Below are 22773 nucleotides of genomic sequence, written 5' to 3' on the forward strand. Positions count from 1 at the left end.
GAGAATATAGCAAAGTTATCCTACCTGATATGAGTTGTTAGATAAATGACCAAACTCATATCAGCAAAACGCCCTTGAACTGGTTGCCCGCATTGAGGACTCTATGATCCATCAAGCCCATGTGCGACCCAAGGACAAGGCGAATTATGCATGTGCAGTAAAAAACTCTGCGCGAGTCATCGCTTTCTGCCGACTCATTCGAATAGGTATTATTGTGTCAGCTTTATCATCATTCAGCCGTGATAAAGCATCAATCAATAATTCCCTTTTAAAACATCACTCACAGGCTTTGCCTTGATCACATAATGGCAATTAAAACCTGACCTCAAGGTAAATTCCATATAAGCTATCGCGCATATTCAAGGTAAGAACAATTCTCATTTATAAAAAGGTGATTGATGAAACCATTGCCGCTCAGTCTATGTGCCCTTGCCGTCGCAAGTGCATTGCCCGCTTGGGCAGACGAACAATCTAAACCACTTATTCAAGAAGTGATTGTGGTCTCAGGTTCCCGTATGGAACAAAACATTGAACAGGTGGCAGGCTCTATTTTGGTGATAGATGAACAAGCCATCGAACGTAATATGAGCAATGATTTTGGTAGCCTGTTCCGTAACGAATCGGCTGTCGATATCAAGGGTGGTGCAGGTAAACCGACCTCAGTGACCATTCGCGGTATCGGCGGCAACCGAGTCATGATGGTAAAAGATGGTGTACGGGTAAATAACCAGTATGCTTCGCCGTTAGGCCCTGGTGCTGAAGGCACAGGCCGCGGTTTAACCGAAGTGCAAAGTCTTAAGCAAATTGAAGTAGTTAAAGCCGCTGCATCCACTATGTACGGCTCAGACGCCCTCGGTGGCGTAGTCGTGATGCGTACCAAAGATGCCAGCGACTACCTGCGAGGCGAAGATTATTATGTGTCGCTCAATGCGGGTTACACAGGCATCAATAACGAATACTCCGGCGGCTTTACCAGCGCCGCGGCCTATAGCGATTTTGAGAATTTGCTCACCTATCAGCACCGCAAAGGCGAAGAGTTACCGAACTACTTTGATACTCAGCCTGAAAGCGATCTGTTACAAGACAGCCTGCTATTCAAGAGCAAATACCGTTTTAATGAGCACACCACAGTGCAGCTCACCCTCGACTACCTAGAGCAAACGCTAGAACGCTGGGAAGATAAGCTCAATCGTGCCCAAGTACCGCAGGAGCGGATTGATACCGATCGCGATACCCAAGTGATCAACGGCGCCCTGCAATTGCGCTCCGATAAAGCCACGTATTTACACGATGATTTGACCGTTACCGCCTATTTTGGCCAAACGGAGCAACTCGAACATCGCGATTACTTTGATTTACTCAAACTAGATCGCCCACTTACCGAATATCGCGACTATAAATTTAAAGATCAACGGCTTGGATTAACCAGCACCTTTAGCAAATATCTAGGCGCTGAGGGATATGGCCATCAGCTCACCTACGGTATGGACTATGAATGGTCCAAAATGATGCGCCATCGCAACAACAATATCGCTAGCAGCGGCGGTGATTGGCAAACCGAAACCCCCTTTACCTTTGCCGATACCGATAGCAACCGTTTAGGGCTATTTTTGCAGGACGATATTACCCTGTTAAATGGTGATTTAAACCTGATTGGCGGCCTACGTTATGACTATTTCCGTAACAGCCCCGACCAACAACAAGCGATGGAAGCAGGTAAAGATCCCGCCGACTTTGCGGTAATGAGCGACACCTTTTGGTCACCCAAAGTGGGGCTCGTTTATAAACTTACCGACACAGTTAGCGCCTACGCTCAATATGCCTATGGCTATAAAATGCCTACGCCCGATCAAAAATGGGGTGAGTTAGAGGTCGATGGCGGCTCGATGACTGATGTGATCATTCAAGCCAACTATGACTTAAAGTCTGAGCAATCCCACACCTGGGAACTGGGTATCCGTGGCAATCATGCAGATACTCAATATGAGCTCACCACCTTCTACACCCACGCGGTCGACTTTATTGACTGGCAATATGTCAGCTTTAAACCGCCAGTGTTTGGTCCGGTGATGCAGCCCATGGAGTTCAAATACCAGTACTTCAACCGCGATCAAGTGACCCTCTATGGCGCAGAGGCCCAAGCCAACCATTGGCTGACAGATACCATAGAGCTATGGGGCAATATCTCCTATACCCATGGAACCGATGAAAACGGTCAATACCTTAACAGCGTTAGCCCGCTAAAAGGTAACCTAGGGGTGAATTGGTATAGCAATATTGGTGGAATGGAAACCGATATTGGCGCAGTAGTACGCTGGGCCGATAAGATGGACCGCACCCACGATATCAACCTGACCATCGATGATATTTGCGTAATGGGCCAATGTATTCCTAAAGAAAGCTTTAACGAAGTCTACAACACCGCCGGTTACGCCGTGTTTGACTTAACCATGGGCCTGCACGTTACCGACAATCTGCATCTGCGTGCTGGGGTGTATAACCTGTTTGATAAGGAATATGTTGACTACGCCGATGTGGCTGGCCAATCCGTGTTCTTGCTCAATAGCACCATGAACTTGCAAAAGGATGATTTCACCCAACCTGGGCGTTATTTCAACCTGAGTGTGAATTATCAGTTTTAATTTAAGCTGTTGTACTTGCTAAGCATTCCCCGGTGTATATCGGGGAATGTTTAGCAATCTCTCTGAGCCATACACTCAATCAAAATCGCAGCTTCATCCCCTGATTTGTAATCAAGCGCTCGCAACAACAATGACTCATTTTATCGCGTATGCAGGGTTGCGGTGTTATCGAGCTGGCCATTGGCATCAACCCGCACCAGTACTGAATGGTCTTTGGATAATTTCACAAACTTTATCTGTTCTGCTTCAGGCTGTTGCCAGTTAAGGATAAAGAGCGAAGCGTTTTCATCCTGCTCAAAGCCGCGCTCGGTATTCAACTCCCCAAATGTTGCCAAGCCATCAACGGTCATTCGATATTGGTTGCCTTGACCAATAATTTCCAGCGTGACGGGCTTAGTATTGATGACGCCACGGTATACCACGCCATCAAATTTATCGTAGGCGGTATTATCCGCGCTGTGCTCACACTGACCTGAGTGTTGTTCAGAGCCGCTGACAGGCTGGCAGTGATTAGCTTCGCTCACCTCCGCTTGCTGGGCATATCCCCATGCTGGCAATAACACCAGCACGCCAATAAGAGATGCTAATTTTCTGCGATTTATCAATGCCATTCCTATCAACGCCATTTCCAGCCGTGTCGTCGCCATAAGCCGATGGCAATGATGCTAACCGCTTAACTTACTCTTGTCAGCAAGCAAACGGCTAGCCGCACTATTTTGCACTGAGGTTGGGGATCTCTTGCTGACTATAAAACAGCGCCACATCCTGTAATTGCTCGGCAGTCAACGCACTGACCTGTGATTGCATTAACGGATCGAGGCGTAAGCCCGCTTTGAAATCGACTAACTGCTTATTAAGGTAAGCCGGTTTTTGCCCCCTTAAATTGGGGAATTGCTTAGCCATGGCGATCATCGCCAGCCCATGGCATGACTCACATTGAGCCGTGGCCAGTGCCTTACCCCGCTCGATATCGGCTTGATAACCTTCGGCATAAACCGCTGTGGATAAGCCGCACAGGACAAGCAAACTGACGATAAACGTTTTCATTGAGATCCCTTAGCGGCAGGTTTAGCTGGCGGTGGTAACTGGCTTGCGTCAAGGGGCAAACGCCTAAAGAGGGTCATATCCATTTCAGCTTGACCATAATAGCTACTGAGGTAGCTCAACGTCGGCTCCCACGTATCCGACAAATCCCATAAGCCTTGGGTATCCACCATCCACTGCAAGGTTTCTTTCCAAAAGGCTTTATCACCGCGATTTTGGGTAACAATCATACTGGTGTGACAGGCATTGCATTGATAATTCACCAACTCCCAACCGGGCGCCATAATAAGGCCCGATTGAGGGTCCACGGGGTACTCGGCGGCGAACGACGCCCCAGTGAAAAGCAGCCCACACATGATCAGCTTATTGACATGCGCTCTCATCACACCACCCTAACGGCAATACGGTGGCAACCATTAAACATATATCCCTTAGGGTTCCATTGTGGCTGTACAACCGGTTGGCTATCACCTTCGCTATCGGTTGCTTTGGCCCAGATTTCGTAATAGCCCTGTGTTGGCAACTGCAACTCAATGCTCCATTGCTGCCATGCGGTGGCGTTTTTCGGTTTTTGTAGCTCCGCGACAAACCAACGGGTGCCATAATCGTAACTCACTTCCACCTTCACCACTTCGCGCACGCCCGCCCACGCATGGCCCGCAACCGTCAGTTTTTGCCCTTGAGCCAGTTCAGTGCCAGATTGCGGTTGAGTGATCAAAGACTTCACGATCATTTCTTCAATAATTCGATAGTCTTTTTCAGCAACCATCTCGCCTGGTGCAATCGGATATTTAGGCACTTGATACGCTGGCGCTTCCATTTTATGCCCGTCGTGGACTTTATTACGCACACTGATCCCCGTTGCCGCTTTTTGCGAAACCGAGCCTGGCCAGCCACCAAATACGATACGTAGGGGATAACCATGCAGGTAAGGAATATCCTCACCATTCATCGACCATGCGATTAGCCCAAGCTCTTCGAGCGCCGCCTTGATAGGAACACCGCGGGAAATGGCCTCACCTTTTCCGCTCAAATGCACATCAGCCCCGTGGTGGCCGGTGTAAACCGCATCGGCTTTAACACCACAATCCTTAAGCACATTGCTCACCAACACCCCTGTCCACTCGGAACAAAATACCGCCGAGTTATTCCACTGATTGCCCTTAGTGCTCGGGAAAAAGCCCGCGCGACTATTGCCGCCACATTCAATCAATAGCTGTAAGGTATGATGTTTAAAGCGGCGTTTTAACTCATCAATGGTGTAGGTTTTAGGGGTGATAACCGACTCACCATCCACTGTAAAAGTCCAAGTTTTAGCATCCAGCGTTTTAAAGTCAGGCACTATGCCATTCCAGCGGATAAACGAAACATCGGCAGGCGTCACCGCAGGCGCAAGCATATGCTCTGGCGGATAGGCATTCAGCGGATTAGTGTTTAATACTTTGAAATAACTCGGTAAGTCCTCAGCCTTAGTCCAGGTTAATGCCGAAATATCCAAAGCACTCACCCCAGCAGGAAGCTTATCAGCAAATACCCACTTAACCGGCAGCGCGGATAACACCGACGTCGCTACCGCACCTTTTATAAAAACTCGACGATTAAGATCCATGTTATTTGTCCTTTCCGAGGTAAAAGTATTCCGCCATTTGCTGCATATCCGCCTCACTCAATAACTGAGCGACTTTAGTCATAGTGGGGTCTTGACGCGTGCCAGCCTTAAAGGCTCGAAGCTGCTTCAATAGATAATCCGAGTTTTGCCATCCAATATTCGGAATATGTTCAAAACGACTCATGCCAGACTCGCCATGGCAGGCCTTGCACATATTCAATAATTTATTGCTCTCATCGGCGTGGGTGACCACCGGCAACAAAAGCATCAGCACACCCGCCGAATAAATCACTCGCAGCAACATCCGTTATTCTCTTCAGTTAGTGTTCATCACGACGACTGTCATTGAACGTAGCCATTCAGATAACATTAAGTTACATCAATGCTTATCGAGGTTTACATTCAATACAATTGAGTCAAAAGCTCAAGAGAAGTGACTTGTATTAGTAAGTAGTAAAATGGCAAGCCATTGATTAGAAAAGGGAGATAGTTTGTGGCCTTATGGCCAAGGGGAGTCAAGGTGGATTATCCAAACTTTGTTTGGATTAACGTCGTGGGGTTTCACTCCACACTTGTTTATGTAGTTGCACAGTTATTGTGCCTTACGGCCAAGGTGAATCAAGATCGTGGGGCTTCACCCCCTGATTTTTTAATAAAGAGTCGACCAAAAGGGGAAAAGCGCCTGTTCCCCTTTTGAATGATTCATAAAGCGAAGCCTCGGCGCTCCTAGCGAAGTTACATGCATTAACGCTTTATTTATAAATCAGCCTTGGTCTTATGGATAAATAGCTATCGCTTCCGAAGGCTCCACTTTATATCCATGTAAAGCCCTCCCGTTCGGCAGTCCCAGCCTCTCGCTCATAAGCGCGAAAATCACCGATTTTCATTCGCCCCTGCACCTGCGAAAGCTAGCCGGACATCTGATAGGAAGGAGGCCTGAATGTCGTGAAGTGCATGGTCAATGATGTTCCATACATCATACTGACATTTTCCATTTCCCTATGGATCAGATGCACGAGAGCGACCATGTCCAGACTCACGCAATTTATTCCAACGCCCTGCGGCAACTCCGAGGGGATGGTGAACTCCTGTAACTACTGTGTTGGCTGTATATCAGAAAAGAGTTGTGTCCGTCCGAGCTTTCACAAGGGGAGTTATAACGCAGAAATAATAATGGTTTTTTCATTAACGTTGGAATAATCATTCCATCATCAAGGCACTCATATCGATTAAACGTACAAATAAACACCTAGGTTTTTATTGCCCTTTAATTGACCGTACTCATCAAGTGGTGTCTAACTAAAATCATATTTGGTGAATTCATTTAGCTCAGTAAGCCGCATTCCTGCGTTATGAAAAATGTATTCACGGATTAATACATGATGAGTGCGATTTAATTTAATCCTAAGGTTGAATAGATAAAGTATTTATTTAGAGGAATGCTCTAACGCCTAAAGCAGCGGCAGCTCTAGCGGTTCGCTGCCTTTACTTGTTAACACTTTACAACGTGTCATTAGCAATTTCGCTCAACTGGTGATTTTTTATCATCCATCGAGCTATTTCACCGAACTCATTTTCGAGTTCAGAAAATATATGGGCTGTTCTCGGACTTATTAAAGGGTTCATTTCAGAGGCAGGAAGATTATACTTAATTGGTTCTTTTCTAAACTCGTAGCCCCAGTTGGCGATAGCAGCCAAATTTAATGCAATCTTTGTATTCTTAATTTTGTTCCAAATCTCTCTTTGGTGCTCTAGAGGCATTCTTTCGCCAAGAGTGATTGACTTTATCGCATCCATTGGGATATCCATTACATAAACTGGAAAGCCGTTGTAATCACCAACCTTTTTGCAATCCGATAGCTTTCTAACAATTCTATATTCTTGCTCATATTCCCAATCTTTGGGTTTTACACAAAGCTCCGCTATAGGAATTGGAGATTCACCACTTAAATAAGAACTAATGTCCTTTTTAGGTCTTTGCTCTCGATACTCTATATCAAATAGGCCCGTGAAGAATTCATGTTCTTCGTCAAACTCAATAACAGCTCCTGAATACTCATCAGCATAGTGTGCCCACATTAGTAGAGATGATTCATTTTTAGATAAGCATAGAACACCAACGGACTGATTCAGCGAGCTTAAAATCTTTCTAGAGTTGATGTCATTGCAATGGTCAGACTCAAAGTCAATTGGCAATTCTCCAACACTTGGCAGCCTTCTCGGTGCTATGACATCAAAGCTGATAGAGATATCTTTGGGTTCGAAATCTTCCGGAACATGTAATTCTGGAACCATTTCAAACGGGTCATTGAAAGCCCCAGGTTGAGTAAATCTGACACTCCCTTCCAAAACCCTCAACGTATTCTCAGGTGTCAAATACTTGTATAGAGACACAGTCACTCCTTGAATGTTAACGATTCCCGCAGCGGCGAGCGTAGCGAGTCCAGCAGCCGAAGGCTGCGTGTTGCCGGGCCTTGTTATGCATATTTGTTTAAAACTCGCCTCAACCGATTTTTATGTTTGTTAACAACGTTCCAATTCCATACTGACGTTGGTTCGAATTCGGGATGTGTGCTTTCCCATTTCTTCGCTCCGGTTTCGGAATTGGCATTGATGTTAGATTGAATACCAAGGTCTGGTGCAGTGATTTGAATAGAAATTAATCCCCATCCGTCCCATGTATAGCGAAACTTATGATTAGGTACCTTCTTTGGATCAAGTTCTATTTTCCGCAGTCGGGCCTGTCCTTCCATCTCCGGGTAAATCACAAAAATGGAGGCCATACCTTTTGGGATTTCTATTTTACTCGAGATATAAACTTCGAGTTCTTCCGGCTGATTAAATGACAAAGGCTCTTTGTCAAAATCCGAATATGCTTCAACTACTACAGGATTCTCTGATGCAAAGATGGCATCACATAATGCTCTAATTGCTTCTTTAGATAACTGCATTGAGTTCGTCCTTGGCGGCATAACAGTGTATTACCTGCTCTTCTAATAAACCCCAACCCGAATAGAGTTAGATATAGGAAGTTGGCAAGTAAATAACTTAATCATGACAATAAGTTAGCATCAGTATCAATAGGCTTTCAACATTTTTCATCCAGAAAAATCGAGACTTTATTTACCGAGAGCAAAGATGGACATCCATGAATCTTTTGGGATTAACAGCTAACACCAAGGCAACAGAAGTTCACCATCCCCTGCGAAGTTGCTGAAGAGCGTTGAAGAAAAGCGCGTGAGCGAGGCATGGATGCCTCGCTAGCTTTCGGGGTACAGGATGTACCATCGGAAGCGTTAGCGATTTTCGAATAAGCACGAAGCCACTCATCAATGCATGTAACTTCGCTAGGGACGCCGGGGGATTTCCAAAAGGGGAACAGGCGTTTTTCCCCTTTTGGTCGGGTGTGGGTGAAGCCCCACGACCTTGATTCACCTCGGCCGTTAGGCCGCAATGACGATACATCTACATAAACAAGTGTGAAATGAAGCCCCACGACTTTGACTTTATTAAAAAACCATCAACAGTCTAAATAAGCTAAAGAAGACTGATGGAAATAAAGAAAGTTGCCACACCCTCAACCCAAGGTTAAATCTTCACACAGACAAACAGCGCATTACCTGAACTTAAATCCCATTAAACAATAATTAGCTATTTGTAAGCCTCCGCAAAATTAAAGACTTTGCAAAATTAGAACCTTTGTCTAGAAGCCAGAACTTATGAATACTTCCGGACTTTGTTTTGATTTCCAAATACTCAGCATTTGGTAGTAAATCCTTTTCTATTACAGTATTTGAAACTGAATCGATTTCAGCAAAAGAAAGCATAAGTTTGTGCTTAAACTCATAAGTAGATGACTGCCATTCAGAAAAGAAAACCCCTTTTTCAGTTATAACAATATGCTCCATTGGTGTGTAAAAGGCTGGAATTTTATTTTGATACATTATAGCAAGAGACTTAAATTCAACTTTGTCAGGAATACCTACTGTTGATACCAGAAAGAGAGGATCATAAAGCGAAGTCTTAGCAAGCAATTGACTATTTGAAACTGGATTGTTTGCACAACCGCAAAGGTATATTAGGGTTAACGCCATGAAATATTGTCTCATTCATTTCTCCTTTAATTTTAATCATTGACTAACAATTTATTAGTACACATGAGTTCCCAGCATTATTAGACATGTAGTAACGCACACATGCAACAACAATGTTAACAATAAGTTAGCACCTATAAATTAAGTGCACTATAGAGGAACTGAAAGATCAGAAAGATCAAAAGATAGGACACACAATTCTTGGGGATTAACAGCAAACACCGAGATCACAGAAGTTCACCTCCCCTGCGAAGTTGCTGAAGGGCGTTGAAGACTCTTTATTAAAAGGATAGCGCGTGACGCAGACAGGACGTCTGCGTAGCTTTCGGGGGGAAGGGACGCCCCATCGGAAGCGTTAGCGATTTTCGAATAAGCACGAAGCCACTAACTAATGCATGCAACTTCGCTAGGGGCGTCTTGGCTGATGTGAAAACAATAGGCAAGGAGGATAGGACGAGCAGTCCTCCTTGGTCGACTCTTTATTAAAAAATCAGGGGGTGAAGCCCCACGACTTTGATTCACCTCGGCCGTTAGGCCGCAATGTCTAGCAAGTTTTGCTAGCGATCACACTAGTTGGTGAAAGTGGAAATCCACTTTGCTGCCAATCTTTGGTGTAATACACCGCAAAGGTGTCGGTCGTGGCATCAAAGGATAATTCCCCGATCATTAAATCACCGAGGTGCATCTCTAGCGTAAGCGTTTTAGCTGTACTCATAGGTTAATACCAGCCGTTAGTTTCGGTATTGCTGGTTTGAGCCGAAACGATATCAATCCCAAGACCATCAAGGATTTTGAATACGGTTGAGATATAAACATCCTCACCCTTTTCAACTCGGATCAGCGTTTTTTTGGTTACGCCGCACAGCATGGCCGCCACGTCTTGGGTAAGAGCAGCACTTTTCCTGCGTTCTTTAATTAACAAGCCGAGGGATTGCTGATTTAGCGGTGATGCCATTATCGTCTCCAAAAGTGTAACTTCATACACCTTAGCCTTAATAACAGTCTCATTCAATCAAAAAGTGTATATAAGTACACTTTTTGATTGTTGATAATGACAAGCCGACTAAAAGTGTACAATGTTACACTTTCAAAGCAATTTTTAGTGCTTAAACCCCAAAAAGTGTAGCTAAGTACACCTAGCTTGAAAAACGCCACTTCCCCAAATTGCCAGCGCCAAAAACAAAACCCCGATACTGTTGCCAGTATCGGGGTTTTCATTTTCTTTTATAACTACTTGGGTTTTAAGCGATTAAGCTAAAGACCACAGATGTTTTTGCTAATCTAGCGCAGGAAAAATCGTTTTAGAGCAAGGCTTTTTGTTGCGACGTGTAGTGTTTTTCTACACGAGTAACAAAGTAACGCAGCTATAAACGATTTTAACCAGCTAGGATCACATCATGCCGCCCATTCCGCCCATACCACCCATTCCGCCCATATCTGGCGCATCAGCCTTTGGCAGTTCAGCTACCATTGCTTCGGTGGTGATCATTAGGCCTGCGATAGACGCTGCGAATTGCAGTGCGCTACGGGTTACTTTAGTTGGGTCAAGGATACCCATTTCTAACATGTCACCGTAGGTGTCGTTGCCCGCGTTGTAACCGTAGTTACCGCTGCCGTTTTTCACGTTGTTAGCCACAACAGAGGCTTCTTCGCCTGCGTTGGTTGCGATTTGACGCAGTGGCGCTTCCATTGCACGTAGGGCAATAACCACACCGTGTTTTTGGTCTTCGTTAGCCACTTCAACGTCAGCAATCTTAGAAGCTACACGTACCAGCGCTACACCGCCGCCAGGTACCACACCTTCTTCAACCGCAGCACGGGTTGCGTGCAGTGCGTCTTCTACGCGAGCTTTTTTCTCTTTCATTTCAACTTCGGTCGCTGCACCGACTTTAATTACCGCAACACCGCCAGCTAATTTAGCCATACGCTCTTGCAGTTTTTCTTTGTCGTAGTCTGAAGTTGATTCTTCGATTTGTTGCTTGATTTGGCTTACGCGCGCTTCGATTTGCGCTTGTTCACCGTTACCATCGATGATGGTGGTGTTGTCTTTAGTGATCACAACACGCTTAGCAGTACCTAAGTCTTCTAAGGTTGCTTTTTCAAGCTCTAAGCCGATTTCTTCAGCGATTACAGTACCGCCAGTTAAAATCGCTACGTCTTGCAGCATTGCCTTGCGACGGTCACCAAAGCCTGGTGCTTTAACCGCAGCCACTTTCACGATACCGCGCATGTTGTTCACAACTAAGGTTGCTAAGGCTTCGCCTTCAACGTCTTCGGCAACGATCAGTAATGGCTTACCGGTTTTTGCCAGACCTTCAAGGATTGGTAACAGTTCGCGAATGTTAGAGATTTTCTTGTCTACTAACAGTACGAATGGGTGATCTAATTCAACGCTGCCGGTTTCTGGCTTGTTGATGAAGTATGGAGACAGGTAGCCACGGTCGAACTGCATACCTTCTACTACGTCCAGTTCGTTTTCCAGTGCTTGACCTTCTTCAACGGTGATCACGCCTTCTTTACCGACTTTTTCCATTGCAGTAGCAATGATTTGGCCGATTGACTCGTCAGAGTTAGCAGAGATAGTACCTACTTGAGCGATAGCTTTTGAGTCGGCGCAATCTTGAGAAAGGTTTTTCAGTTCAGCAACGGCGGCAATCACGGCTTTATCGATACCGCGCTTTAAGTCCATTGGGTTCATACCCGCTGCAACGGCTTTTAAGCCTTCAGTGACAATGGCTTGTGCCAGAACAGTTGCAGTAGTGGTACCGTCACCGGCGGCGTCGTTGGCTTTAGAAGCAACTTCTTTCACCATTTGCGCGCCCATGTTTTCGAATTTGTCTTCTAATTCGATTTCTTTTGCAACAGACACACCGTCTTTAGTGATCAGTGGTGAGCCAAAGCTCTTGTCTAATACTACGTTACGGCCTTTAGGGCCTAAGGTCACTTTAACTGCGTTAGCCAGAATGTTTACACCAGCCAGCATTTTTACGCGTGCGTCGTTACCAAATACAACTTCTTTAGCTGCCATAATTGAATATCCTTTACATTTTTAATGATTAATTGGAATGTCGAATTGATGTCGTGGATTAACCTACGATGGCCATCAGGTCAGCTTCCGACAGGATCAAGACTTCTTGACCGTCGATTTTTTCTTTCTTAACACCGTAACCTTCATTGAAGATCACTACATCACCCACTTTCACATCCAGAGGTCTTACAGTGCCGTTTTCTAAAATACGGCCATTACCTACTGCAAGGACTTCCCCGCGAGTCGATTTTTCGGCGGCGCTGCCTGTTAATACAATGCCACCCGCAGAAGTTGATTCAACTTCTAAACGCTTAACGATTACGCGGTCATGTAATGGACGAATATTCATCTATGAACTCTCCTAATGATTTAATGCCCAACAATCGAGGCGATTTTGTGATGAAAAAGAGGAGGCATTTCCGCCTTCCCCTTTGATGTGTGTGATATGGGGTTAACCCCAGCCAGATCCAAGTGCCTTTACAAAAAAAAATTCAAATTTTTGATGTCGGTTTTTTCAAGCGGGCACAATCCTGCTAGAATTCGGCCTCCGCTCGCAAACAAGGCACTATTTTCCCCATGAAAGACAGACACGGGCTGCTTAGCGCGCCAATTGGTCGTGTACTGCTCAACATGAGCCTCCCTAACTTGATTGGCATTATGACCATTCTAGGTTTTAGCCTCGCTGACACTTTTTTTATCAGCCAATTAGGGACAGAGCCTTTAGCTGCAATCAGTTTTACCTTTCCGGTAACGTTAATTATTTCCAGCATTGCCATTGGTGTGGGTGCAGGCGTTTCTACTAACCTTGGCAGGCTGATTGGCTCGGGTAATGCGCCACGTGCCAAAGTGTTTTTGCACGATGCGCTGCTGCTGACCTTTATCCTTATCGCCAGTTTATCCGCCCTTGGCAGTATTTTTATCGAGCCACTGTTTAGTTTACTTGGCGCCAATGAAACCAGCTTGCCACTCATTCATGACTATATGATGTATTGGTATGTGGGCGCGCCACTGTTGGTGTTATTGATGGTGGGCAACCAAGGCTTACGCTCCACGGGCGACACTCGCTCACCAGCGATGATAATGATGCTGGCGGCGCTGATTAACTTAATCCTCGATCCTTTGCTTATCTTCGGTATTGGGCCTTTTCCGCGTTTAGAGATCCAAGGCGCAGCGATTGCCACCCTGTTCTCATGGCTTGTCGCATTGTCGCTCTCGGGGTATTTGCTGATTATTAAGCGGCGGATGCTTGAGCGGGCGGTATTTGATATCGATAGAATGCGTGCCAACTGGAGTAAACTTGCCCATATTGCCCAGCCTGCGGCATTGATGAATTTAATCAATCCGCTCGCCAATGCGGTGATTATGGCGATGCTGGCCCATATCGATCACAGCGCCGTAGCAGCGTTTGGTGCAGGCACACGCTTAGAATCGGTGCTGTTGATTGTGGTGATGGCATTATCATCGAGCCTGATGCCGTTTATCGCGCAAAATCTCGGTGCTGGCCAACCCCAAAGGGCGAAGCAGGCTTTGCTGCTATCGCTTAAATTTATCTTTGTATTCCAAACCTTACTCTATATTCCATTGGCGTTTTTGGCCCAGCCACTCGCGAATTTATTTAGTACCGATCCGCAGGTGCTAGAGTGGTTAAGTTTTTATATTCTGGTGCTGCCCTGCGCCTATGGCCCGCTGGGAATTGTGATTATCTTTGCCACGGCGCTTAATGCGTACCATAGGCCGATGAGTTCGTTAGTGATTAACCTGTGCCGCTTAGTGCTATTGATGCTGCCACTGGCGGCGCTGGGATCTTATATTGATGGCGTAAAAGGCTTATTACTCGCGCTCCCCATCACCAACCTCTTGATGGGGATTGCCTGTTATTACTTAGCGCAGCGGATTTGCGAGCCGACCAAGGTCACGACCGCCGACGCGATTTAGGCTGTGCTTTTTAGGCTAAAACGCACATCATTGGGTGGGAAGGGCTCCTCCGATGCCTTACAAACTCGGCGCACACTTTGCGTGCTGAGATTAGTTGGTACACCGTTCGGCGCCAGCTCTTGAATAATAAAGTCGATAAAGCGTCTGCTGGCTAAGCTCACATAACGTCTTGATGGATAAGCCAAATAGCATTCGCCGGGATGGGACTCTATCTCGGGCAACAGGGTAATTAGCTGCCCTGAAGCCACAAAATCAGCCACCACTTCCGCAGGCGCATACACAATGCCGCGCCCTTGCAGGGCAAACTCTACCGCGACCTCGACACTGTTGGAGCAGAAATTTCCCCGAACCCGAACTTCCTGTTCTGCACCAATCCATAACTCATTAAAGATCTTGCCATTTGAGAGCCTAAATAAGGCCACATTATGGGACTCAATCTCCTGTGGAGTCTGCGGCATACCATGTTGCACTAGGTATTGGGGACTGGCATAAAAACGCAAATGCGTGGTGAATATCGGCCGCACCACTAAATCTAAGGTATCTAATGCGGGTTCGACCACAAAGGCTACATCGAGATTATTCTTCACCATATCAACAGATTCTGCGCTACTAATCACTTCAACCGTGAGCTTAGGATGCAGATCCATAAAACGAAAAATGGCTTGCATCAACACATTCATACTGTGGATAGGAAACATTTGAATGCGGAGATGGCCACTGATCTCAGCATCTTCGTTAGTCATCTCAAACAGAGTTTCATCGAGCTGCGCCAAGATATTCTGTGAACGTTGGTAAAAATGGCTTCCCGCCGAGGTCAGCGTCATCGAGCGGCTCTGTCGGTGGAATAGCTTGATATTCAGCTCATCTTCCAATGCCTGTAAACGCCGACTCACGGTCGATTTTGGTAAGTTAAGCAAATCCGCCGCTTCAATCAAACTGCCGGTTTCAGCGATTCGGTGAAATAACGCGAGGTCCTCTGTCTTCATTTTTAACTTAATATCAATCTCATTATGTGGGATTGATAATCCCAAAGTATCCCGTTTATTGCAACAACTTTAGCTGATATCTTCGCGCCCCTGAAATGCTGATAAATTGTTATTGAGGACTCTCCACCATGAAAGCTTATCGACTTATTCCCTTGGCGGCGTTATTGCCAGCCCTGCTTACAGCCTGCACGCCAGCGGAAAGCTCGGTACAGGCGAGTGTCATCAGACCCGTAAAACTGTTTGAGGTTGCCAAACTCGAGGGCGGAGATTTTAGAACCTTCCCCGCGCGGGTGAGCGCCAATAGTCGCGCAGAATTGTCATTTCGCATTTCTGGGCAACTTACAGAGTTGGCGCTGGTAGAAGGGCAAAGTGTTAACCAAGGTAGCCTATTGGCTAAACTGGACGACAGGGATGCCTATAACAATTTAATGACCCGCGAAGCAGACCATGAACTGTTAGCAGCGGATTTTCAGCGTAAAACCGAACTCCTAAAGCGTAAATTAATCTCCCAAGCCGAGTTTGATAGCGCCCAAGCACAGCTTAAATCGGCCAAAGCCGCCTTAGCCGCCGCCCGTGACCAGTTAAGTTATACCAAGCTTATCGCCCCTTTTAGTGGCACAGTGGCCAAACGTTTAGTGGATAACCACCAAATTGTGCAGGCTAATCAAGGAATATTAACCCTACAAAACAACCATTTGCTCGATGTAAGTATCCAAGTACCCGAGTCGATGGCCGCTGGTTTAAACACTTATATCCAGCAGCAAAAGTTTGTCGCTAAAGTGCGTTTTAGTGCATTAGCAGGCATGGAGTTTGATGCGAAATTCAAGGAGTACTCCACCCAAGTTACACCCGGCACTCAGGCCTATGAAGTGGTGTTTTCGCTACCACAACCCAAGGATATTCAATTACTTCCAGGGATGAGCGCTGAATTAACCCTGGCCTTAATGAAAAGCCCAGACCAAGCAGCATCGGCCATAGTGCCAGTCACCGCTATCGATAAACGCGATCAGGATGGCCGCGTCCAAGTGTGGGTCTATCAAACGCAATCGGGCGAAGTGAAACCCGCTGCTGTCACCTTAGGCCGAGTCACCAGTGAAGGGGTTGAAGTGCTTGGCGGTATTAATAATGGCGATTTAATTGTCAGTGCAGGTGTATCCCAATTATCCGACGGGATGAAAGTCAAACCACTACGCTGGCAGCGCGGAGTTTAATCCATGAATATTGCTGAGTATTCAATCCGCCACAAAGTCATCAGTTGGATGTTTGTATTACTGCTACTCGTGGGCGGTAGTGTGAGCTTTACCGGTCTTGGGCAGTTAGAGTTTCCCGAATTTACCATTAAAGAAGCCCTAGTGATCACCGCCTATCCGGGTGCATCGCCAGAGCAAGTGGAAGAAGAAGTCACCCTTCCCCTCGAAGATGCCTTACAGCAACTCGATGCGGTTAAGCACGTAACCTCCATTAACAGTGCGGGTTTGTCGCAGATCCAAATTGAGGTCAAAGAAACCTATGACAAAACGAGCCTGCCGCAGGTGTGGGATGAAGTACGTCGTAAGGTCAACGACACCGCAGGACAACTGCCTCCCGGCACTAGCACGCCCAAAGTCTATGACGACTTTGGCGATGTGTACGGCATTTTGTTTAATCTCTCAGGGCCTGACTATAGTAACCGCGAATTAAGCAATTATGCCGATTATTTGCGCCGCGAACTGGTACTGGTGCCTGGGGTCAAAAAGGTTTCAGTTGCGGGCAGCGTAACCGAGCAGGTTGTGATTGAAATATCACAACAAAAACTCTCGGCACTGGGGTTAGATCAAAGCTATATCCACGGCCTGATTAACAATCAAAACGTGGTCTCCAACGCGGGCAGTTTAGTGGTGGGCGATAATCGTATTCGCATCCATCCCACCGGAGAATTTAGCAGTGTGCAGGATCTCGCGCGTCTGATCGTCAGCCCGCCCGGCAGCACTGAGCTTATCTATCTTGGTGATATTGCCCATATAGAGAAAGATTATGATGAAACCCCTGACGTGCTCTATCACAACCGTGGCGAAGCCGCCCTCTCCCTTGGGATTTCCTTTTCAAGTGGCGTTAACGTGGTCGAAGTGGGTAAAAGCGTTAGCGAGCGCCTTGCCGAACTGGAGTCACAGCGCCCAATAGGGATGAGCTTAGACACGGTTTATAACCAAAGTTTGGCGGTGGATGACACAGTAAATGGCTTTTTGATCAATCTATTAGAATCGATTGCCATCGTTATTGCCGTACTCTTGCTATTTATGGGTTTACGCTCAGGCTTATTGATGGGGGTCATCTTACTATTGACCATTCTCGGTACTTTTATCGTGATGAAAGTGCTAGGTATTGAACTGCAACTGATCTCCCTCGGCGCGCTGATTATTGCTTTGGGTATGTTGGTCGATAACGCCATTGTCGTTACCGAAGGTATTCTAATTGGTCTGCGTCGTGGCAAGACTCGCCTCGAAGCCGCCAAACAAATTGTGTCGCAAACTCAGTGGCCACTGCTTGGCGCCACCGTTATTGCGATTATCGCGTTTGCACCGATTGGCTTATCGCAAAATGCCGCGGGGGAGTTTTGTCGCTCACTGTTCCAAGTGTTGATGATTTCCTTATTTATCAGTTGGATTACCGCGATCACCCTGACGCCTTTCTTCTGCCATTTGCTGTTTAAAGATGCCCCCGCAGATGAGGAAGAGCAGGACCCATACAAGGGCTGGTTCTTTAGCATATACCGCGCGAGCTTAACCTTTGCCCTACGTTTTAGAATCGCCAGCATTTTATTAGTCGGTGCCATGCTCGTTAGCGCAGTGATTGGCTTTGGTCATATCAAGAATGTGTTCTTCCCCGCATCTAATACGCCCATCTTCTTTGTCGATATTTGGATGCCAGAAGGTACAGATATTAAAGGCACTGAACGCTTTACCGCCGATATTGAGCAGCAGTTACTCAAGCAAGCCGAGGAACAACATAGTGGCTTAAAACACTTAACAACGGTCATTGGCCAAGGTGCGCAGCGGTTTGTGTTGCCCTATCAACCCGAAAAGGGCTATCCCGCCTATGCGCAGCTCATTATTGAAATGGCAGATTTAGCCTCCTTAAAAGTCTATATGCCAGAGCTAGAAACCTTTTTAAATCAGAGATTCCCGCAGGCACAGTTCAGATTAAAGAATATGGAAAACGGCCCTTCTCCCGCCGCGAAGATTGAGGCTCGCTTCTACGGTGATGATCCCGAAGTACTGCGTACTCTAGGCGCTCAAGCCGAAGCCATCTTCCATGCGGAGCCGAGTATGGACGGTATTCGCCATGACTGGCGCAACCAAGTGACTTTAATTCGTCCGCAATTAGAAAATGCTCAAGCAAGGGAAACGGGGATCAGTAAACAGGATCTGGATAACGCACTGTTAGTTAACTTTAGCGGCAAACAGATTGGCCTGTACCGTGAAACCAGCCATTTACTCCCCATCGTTGCCCGCGCACCCGCCGAGGAACGTTTACAGGCGGACAGCCTGTGGAAACTGCAAATCTGGAGTAGCGAGCACAGCACCTTTGTACCAGCAACGCAAGTTGTAAGCAGCTTCGATACTCAATGGGAAAACCCCTTAGTAAAACGTCGCGATCGGATGCGGATGTTAGCCGTTTTAGCCGACCCTAAACTGGGTAGCGATGAAACCGCCGACTCAGTATTACGTAAAGTCAAAGCTAAGGTCGAAGCCATCAGCTTGCCTGCGGGTTACCACTTAGAATGGGGTGGCGAGTATGAAACGGCGGGCGAAGCCCAAACTGCGGTATTTAGTTCAATTCCACTGGGTTACTTAGCGATGTTTTTAATCACAGTGTTCCTGTTTAACTCGGTACGCCAGCCGTTAGTGATTTGGTTTACCGTGCCATTGGCCTTGATTGGGGTATCGGCGGGATTATTGATTTTCGACGCGCCCTTTAGCTTTATGGCGCTGCTGGGACTACTGAGTCTATCGGGCATGGTGATTAAAAACGGTATTGTATTGGTTGACCAGATCAACCTCGAACTCAGTGAAGGCAAAGCCGCCTATTTAGCTTTAATCGATTCCTGTGTCAGCCGCGTTCGCCCTGTGATGATGGCGGCGATCACGACCATGCTCGGGATGATACCTCTGATCCCCGACGCCTTTTTCGGCTCCATGGCGATCACTATCATCTTTGGTTTAGGTTTTGCGTCGCTGCTGACCCTTATCGTGCTGCCAGTGATGTACAGCTTGGCCTTTAACATCAAACCGAATGCGGTGGCGAGCGAGAAACACTAGCCCGCCACTCCCCCTAAACGCTTCCCGGCGTGGCCGATCGATGCTGCTTATTAGCATCGATTGGCCTTTTCATATTGGGATGTCGAAGAATAGCGGCTAACCCCGATAACTTGAGGCTTTACACAGAGGAAAGAAAGTCGAGCTGAAAAGCGGATTACGCCTTTGGATCTTTAGGATGTTCGTCTTTATCCACCAATTGGTGGCTTTCAGGACGTTTATCGCTAGGGTCGGCCTTATGTTCAAAGTCGCCTTCGTACACATTGCCATCGGCATGTTTATTTTGCTCAAAGGGAGGTTGCTCGAAAGGATTTGTTTGTGAGCCAGAATGAGAGCCAAAGGGACCCGCACCAAAACCGCCGTGCATACCGCCTTGTAAGCCCGACACCACTCGCAGTTGCATACGTTTAAACACTAAGGCTGCTATCGGACGACGGGTTAAAGGAGTGAGCAACAATAAACCAATAAAATCAGTCACAAATCCAGGGATAACCAGCAACACCCCCGCCATGGCTAGCATCATACCTTCGACAATTTCTTGCCCTGGCGCCTCACCTCGCGCGAGCTTTTGCTGCACTTGCATTAGAGTACTTAATCCTTGACTGCGTACTAAAGACACGCCCAATACAGCAGTAAATAATACAAGGCCAATAGTGGTCCAAGTACCCAGCACTTCACCCACGCGGATTAACACTGACAGCTCAACAACTGGGATCAGCACAAATAATAAAAATAGGATTAAAAACATACCGACCTCAGATTTATCTTGCTCGTTTGAAAACTAAATGGGGGCAATCCGGTCTTAATTCAAGTCATTAAGGCGCAGACTGCGCTAAAGCGGTGAAACTTCTGATAGTTAGCTCACTCTTTCGTTAAGCCGTTAATGTATGAGACCATAAAAACACGTAAAGTAGCTTAGCCTAATAGGCTTAAGCGAAGTTTAAGATTGTTAGGGGACGATACCCACACTATGCAACCTCAGTATTTAATGGTCAGCACTAGCTGTCCAGACGACGTTCATGCCAATCGCATCGCCCATGCGTTAGTGGAAGCGCGTATCGCGGCTTGTGTGCATATTTCAGCACCCATCCGCTCGGTCTATACGTGGGAAGGAAAAATCTGTGAAGAGCAAGAAATTAGCTTACACATTAAATGTTTACAAACTCGCTATCCAGAGTTAGAACAGCTTGTGCTTAAACTTCACCCTTATCAAGTGCCTGAAATTATTGCCGTACCCGTCACTCACGGGCTACCAGCCTACTTAGATTGGATAAAAGATAACACTCAGCCATGAAAAAACTACTTAGCCTTACCTTTACTGCATTATTGCTTCTCGCGCCTCTCACTCTAAGTGGCAATGCTTTTGCGAATAACTTTGGTTTTCTAAAAAGCGAACCTGAGTTAATGCCCGTTGATCAAGCCTTTGCCTTTGATTTTAAGCAGGAAGGCAATAAGGTTACCCTTAATTGGGTGATTGCCGACGGCTACTACATGTACCGCGATAAACTCAAATTTAGTGTCAATGGCGCTGAATTGGGCACTATTGACCTACCAAAGGGCAAACCTCATAACGATGAGTATTTTGGTGAACAAGAGGTTTACTACACCTATATCGACATTCCCGTTGGCCTAAAGCAAGCGGATGAAAACAGCACCTTAAGCGTCACCTTTATGGGCTGCGCCGAGGGTAAACTCTGTTATCCACCAACCAAGCGTGATGTCAGCTTAAAAGCGGTAGCAGCTAATGATGGGCAAATCGCCTCTAGCGCAGACAACGCTAATACAGAGTCTGTCGCCGCAAATGCGAGCGCTAAACAAGCCGACATCGCCCCTGCTAAGCCGATTACTCAGCAGGATAGCCTAAGCCAGATGTTGTCTAACGACAGTTTACTCTGGACCTTAGTGATCTTCTTCGGCTTAGGGATTGGCTTAGCGCTCACCCCTTGCGTATTCCCCATGTATCCGATTTTATCGGGCATTATTGTTGGTCAAGGGCAAAAACTGTCGACCGCCAAAGCCTTCACCCTGTCGATGGCCTATGTGCAAGGTATGGCAATCACCTACTCGATTTTAGGTTTAGTCGTCGCGTCGGCGGGGATGAAATACCAAGCGGCGCTGCAACATCCTGCTGTGCTCGTGGTATTAGCCATCCTGTTCTTTGTACTCAGTTTATCCATGTTTGGCTTGTACGATCTCAAACTGCCTTCAAGCTGGCAGGAGAAGATGAACTCGATTTCCAACAATCAAAAAGGCGGCAATCTGATTGGCGTATTTTTGATGGGGGTAATCTCAGGATTGGTCGCCTCGCCTTGCACCACGGCTCCACTTTCTGGCGCCTTAGTCTATGTGGCGCAAACCGGGGATTTATTACAAGGCTTCCTCGCCCTGTATGTGCTGAGTATGGGCATGGGCGTACCACTACTTATCATTGGCACCTCGGGTGGTAAGTTACTGCCTCGCGCTGGCGCTTGGATGAATATCATTAAAACCGTGTTTGGCTTCCTGCTGATTGCGGTATCGATTGTGATGCTTGGCCGTATTTGGACGGGCGTAGTTTCCGATGTGCTTTGGTCGCTCTGGGGCATTAGTTTCACCGGTTACCTGATGCATCAAAATAAACTCAGCGCCTTCAACTGGAAACAAACCGTACGCTCAGTGCTACTCACCTTAACCCTGCTGGCCAGTTTCTCCTATGGCTTCCAAGCCGTGATGGGTCACTTTGGCTTTAGCCATTCGCCAGTTGGAAATACTGCCACAGCTGAAGCAGAACATGGCTTTAAGCGCATTAAATCGATTGAAGATTTAGACCGCGGACTTGCCGCGGCCAAGGCTGCAAGCAAACCAGTAATGCTGGATCTCTACGCTGACTGGTGTGTGGCTTGTAAAGAGTTTGAAGCCATTACCTTTAAAGACGCCGAAGTATTAGCGCGAATGAACAAAATCGTGCTGCTGCAAGCGGATGTCACTAAGAGTGATGCTGTGGATGTCGCTCTGCTTGAAAAATACAATGTCCTCGGTTTACCGACATTATTGATGTTTAACGAGCAAGGTGAACAGCGAGAAGATTTAAGGGTAACCGGCTTTATGGGTCCCAAGGAGTTTGCAGCTCATTTAGATCACTTGGTGAAATAATCTCGACT

19 protein-coding genes and 1 pseudogene are annotated in these 22773 nt (G+C 46.7%); 6 read left to right on the forward strand and 14 right to left on the reverse strand.

Features of this window, described 5'->3' with window-relative positions; genetic code table 11:
- Nucleotides 1-398: 398 nt before the first annotated feature.
- Nucleotides 399-2642 (forward strand): TonB-dependent hemoglobin/transferrin/lactoferrin family receptor, encoded by a 2244-nt coding sequence (locus FJD32_RS19460; protein WP_088586148.1) that lies wholly within the window; start codon nt 399-401, stop codon nt 2640-2642.
- 140 nt (nt 2643-2782) lie between these two features.
- Here the strand turns inward: FJD32_RS19460 and FJD32_RS19465 are convergent, their stop codons facing one another.
- From FJD32_RS19465 to FJD32_RS19520, 12 genes and pseudogenes are all read right to left on the reverse strand, one after another.
- Nucleotides 2783-3253: a hypothetical protein gene (locus tag FJD32_RS19465; RefSeq protein ID WP_240199973.1), complete on the reverse strand. Its 471-nt coding sequence runs from the start codon at nt 3251-3253 to the stop codon at nt 2783-2785.
- Between the two features lie 100 nt (nt 3254-3353).
- Nucleotides 3354-3689, reverse strand: coding sequence for a c-type cytochrome (locus FJD32_RS19470; protein WP_088586149.1), 336 nt, complete (start codon nt 3687-3689; stop codon nt 3354-3356).
- Nucleotides 3686-4069: a cytochrome c gene (locus FJD32_RS19475; protein WP_047539094.1), complete on the reverse strand. Its 384-nt coding sequence runs from the start codon at nt 4067-4069 to the stop codon at nt 3686-3688. The genes FJD32_RS19470 and FJD32_RS19475 overlap by 4 nt, the downstream gene beginning before the upstream one ends.
- Nucleotides 4069-5295 carry a sulfite oxidase gene (locus FJD32_RS19480; protein ID WP_140907370.1) on the reverse strand — a complete coding sequence of 409 codons (1227 nt, stop codon included), beginning with the start codon at nt 5293-5295 and terminating at the stop codon, nt 4069-4071. The genes FJD32_RS19475 and FJD32_RS19480 overlap by 1 nt, the downstream gene beginning before the upstream one ends.
- A gap of 1 nt (nt 5296) precedes the next feature.
- On the reverse strand, nt 5297-5599 hold the full coding sequence (locus tag FJD32_RS19485) for a cytochrome C (protein WP_140907371.1): 303 nt from the start codon (nt 5597-5599) through the stop codon (nt 5297-5299).
- Between the two features lie 1196 nt (nt 5600-6795).
- The gene (locus FJD32_RS19490; RefSeq protein WP_088586151.1) at nt 6796-7689 is read right to left on the reverse strand and encodes a DUF2971 domain-containing protein; all 894 of its coding nucleotides are present in this window, start codon (nt 7687-7689) and stop codon (nt 6796-6798) included.
- An 83-nt stretch (nt 7690-7772) separates the two neighbouring features.
- Nucleotides 7773-8246: a hypothetical protein gene (locus FJD32_RS19495; RefSeq protein WP_088586152.1), complete on the reverse strand. Its 474-nt coding sequence runs from the start codon at nt 8244-8246 to the stop codon at nt 7773-7775.
- Between the two features lie 696 nt (nt 8247-8942).
- On the reverse strand, nt 8943-9404 hold the full coding sequence (locus FJD32_RS19500) for a hypothetical protein (protein WP_088586153.1): 462 nt from the start codon (nt 9402-9404) through the stop codon (nt 8943-8945).
- 556 nt (nt 9405-9960) lie between these two features.
- A pseudogene (locus tag FJD32_RS19505) lies at nt 9961-10104 on the reverse strand (type II toxin-antitoxin system HipA family toxin); the annotation flags it as partial.
- Between the two features lie 3 nt (nt 10105-10107).
- Nucleotides 10108-10344 carry a type II toxin-antitoxin system antitoxin HipB gene (gene hipB / locus FJD32_RS19510; protein ID WP_047539109.1) on the reverse strand — a complete coding sequence of 79 codons (237 nt, stop codon included), beginning with the start codon at nt 10342-10344 and terminating at the stop codon, nt 10108-10110.
- A 435-nt stretch (nt 10345-10779) separates the two neighbouring features.
- The gene (gene groL / locus FJD32_RS19515) at nt 10780-12417 is read right to left on the reverse strand and encodes a chaperonin GroEL (protein ID WP_037414230.1); all 1638 of its coding nucleotides are present in this window, start codon (nt 12415-12417) and stop codon (nt 10780-10782) included.
- A gap of 58 nt (nt 12418-12475) precedes the next feature.
- Nucleotides 12476-12766 (reverse strand): co-chaperone GroES, encoded by a 291-nt coding sequence (locus tag FJD32_RS19520; protein ID WP_011071021.1) that lies wholly within the window; start codon nt 12764-12766, stop codon nt 12476-12478.
- A gap of 227 nt (nt 12767-12993) precedes the next feature.
- Between FJD32_RS19520 and FJD32_RS19525 the strand changes: the two genes are divergently transcribed.
- Nucleotides 12994-14352, forward strand: coding sequence for an MATE family efflux transporter (locus tag FJD32_RS19525; RefSeq protein ID WP_140907373.1), 1359 nt, complete (start codon nt 12994-12996; stop codon nt 14350-14352).
- Here the strand turns inward: FJD32_RS19525 and FJD32_RS19530 are convergent.
- The gene (locus FJD32_RS19530) at nt 14349-15338 is read right to left on the reverse strand and encodes a LysR family transcriptional regulator (RefSeq protein WP_140907374.1); all 990 of its coding nucleotides are present in this window, start codon (nt 15336-15338) and stop codon (nt 14349-14351) included. The two genes, FJD32_RS19525 and FJD32_RS19530, sit on opposite strands and share 4 nt — an antisense overlap.
- A gap of 128 nt (nt 15339-15466) precedes the next feature.
- Between FJD32_RS19530 and FJD32_RS19535 the strand changes: the two genes are divergently transcribed.
- Both FJD32_RS19535 and FJD32_RS19540 read left to right on the forward strand, forming a co-directional pair.
- Nucleotides 15467-16549 carry an efflux RND transporter periplasmic adaptor subunit gene (locus tag FJD32_RS19535; protein ID WP_088586155.1) on the forward strand — a complete coding sequence of 361 codons (1083 nt, stop codon included), beginning with the start codon at nt 15467-15469 and terminating at the stop codon, nt 16547-16549.
- 3 nt (nt 16550-16552) lie between these two features.
- Complete coding sequence (locus tag FJD32_RS19540; protein WP_088586156.1) at nt 16553-19636, forward strand: efflux RND transporter permease subunit; 3084 nt, start codon at nt 16553-16555, stop codon at nt 19634-19636.
- A gap of 154 nt (nt 19637-19790) precedes the next feature.
- On the opposite strand, the gene FJD32_RS19545 is transcribed toward FJD32_RS19540, so the two are convergent.
- Nucleotides 19791-20381: an FxsA family protein gene (locus tag FJD32_RS19545; protein WP_088586157.1), complete on the reverse strand. Its 591-nt coding sequence runs from the start codon at nt 20379-20381 to the stop codon at nt 19791-19793.
- 222 nt (nt 20382-20603) lie between these two features.
- Here FJD32_RS19545 and cutA point away from each other — a divergent pair, with 222 nt between their 5' ends.
- Both cutA and FJD32_RS19555 read left to right on the forward strand, forming a co-directional pair.
- A complete protein-coding gene (gene cutA / locus FJD32_RS19550) occupies nt 20604-20927 on the forward strand; it encodes a divalent-cation tolerance protein CutA (protein WP_037414243.1) in 324 nt (107 codons plus the stop codon).
- Nucleotides 20924-22765, forward strand: a complete 1842-nt coding sequence (locus FJD32_RS19555; RefSeq protein WP_140907375.1) for a protein-disulfide reductase DsbD — start codon at nt 20924-20926, stop codon at nt 22763-22765. The genes cutA and FJD32_RS19555 overlap by 4 nt, the downstream gene beginning before the upstream one ends.
- The last annotated feature ends 8 nt before the right edge of the window (nt 22766-22773 follow it).

The organism is Shewanella sp. LC6, assembly GCF_006385735.2.
Classification (GTDB): domain Bacteria; phylum Pseudomonadota; class Gammaproteobacteria; order Enterobacterales; family Shewanellaceae; genus Shewanella; species Shewanella xiamenensis.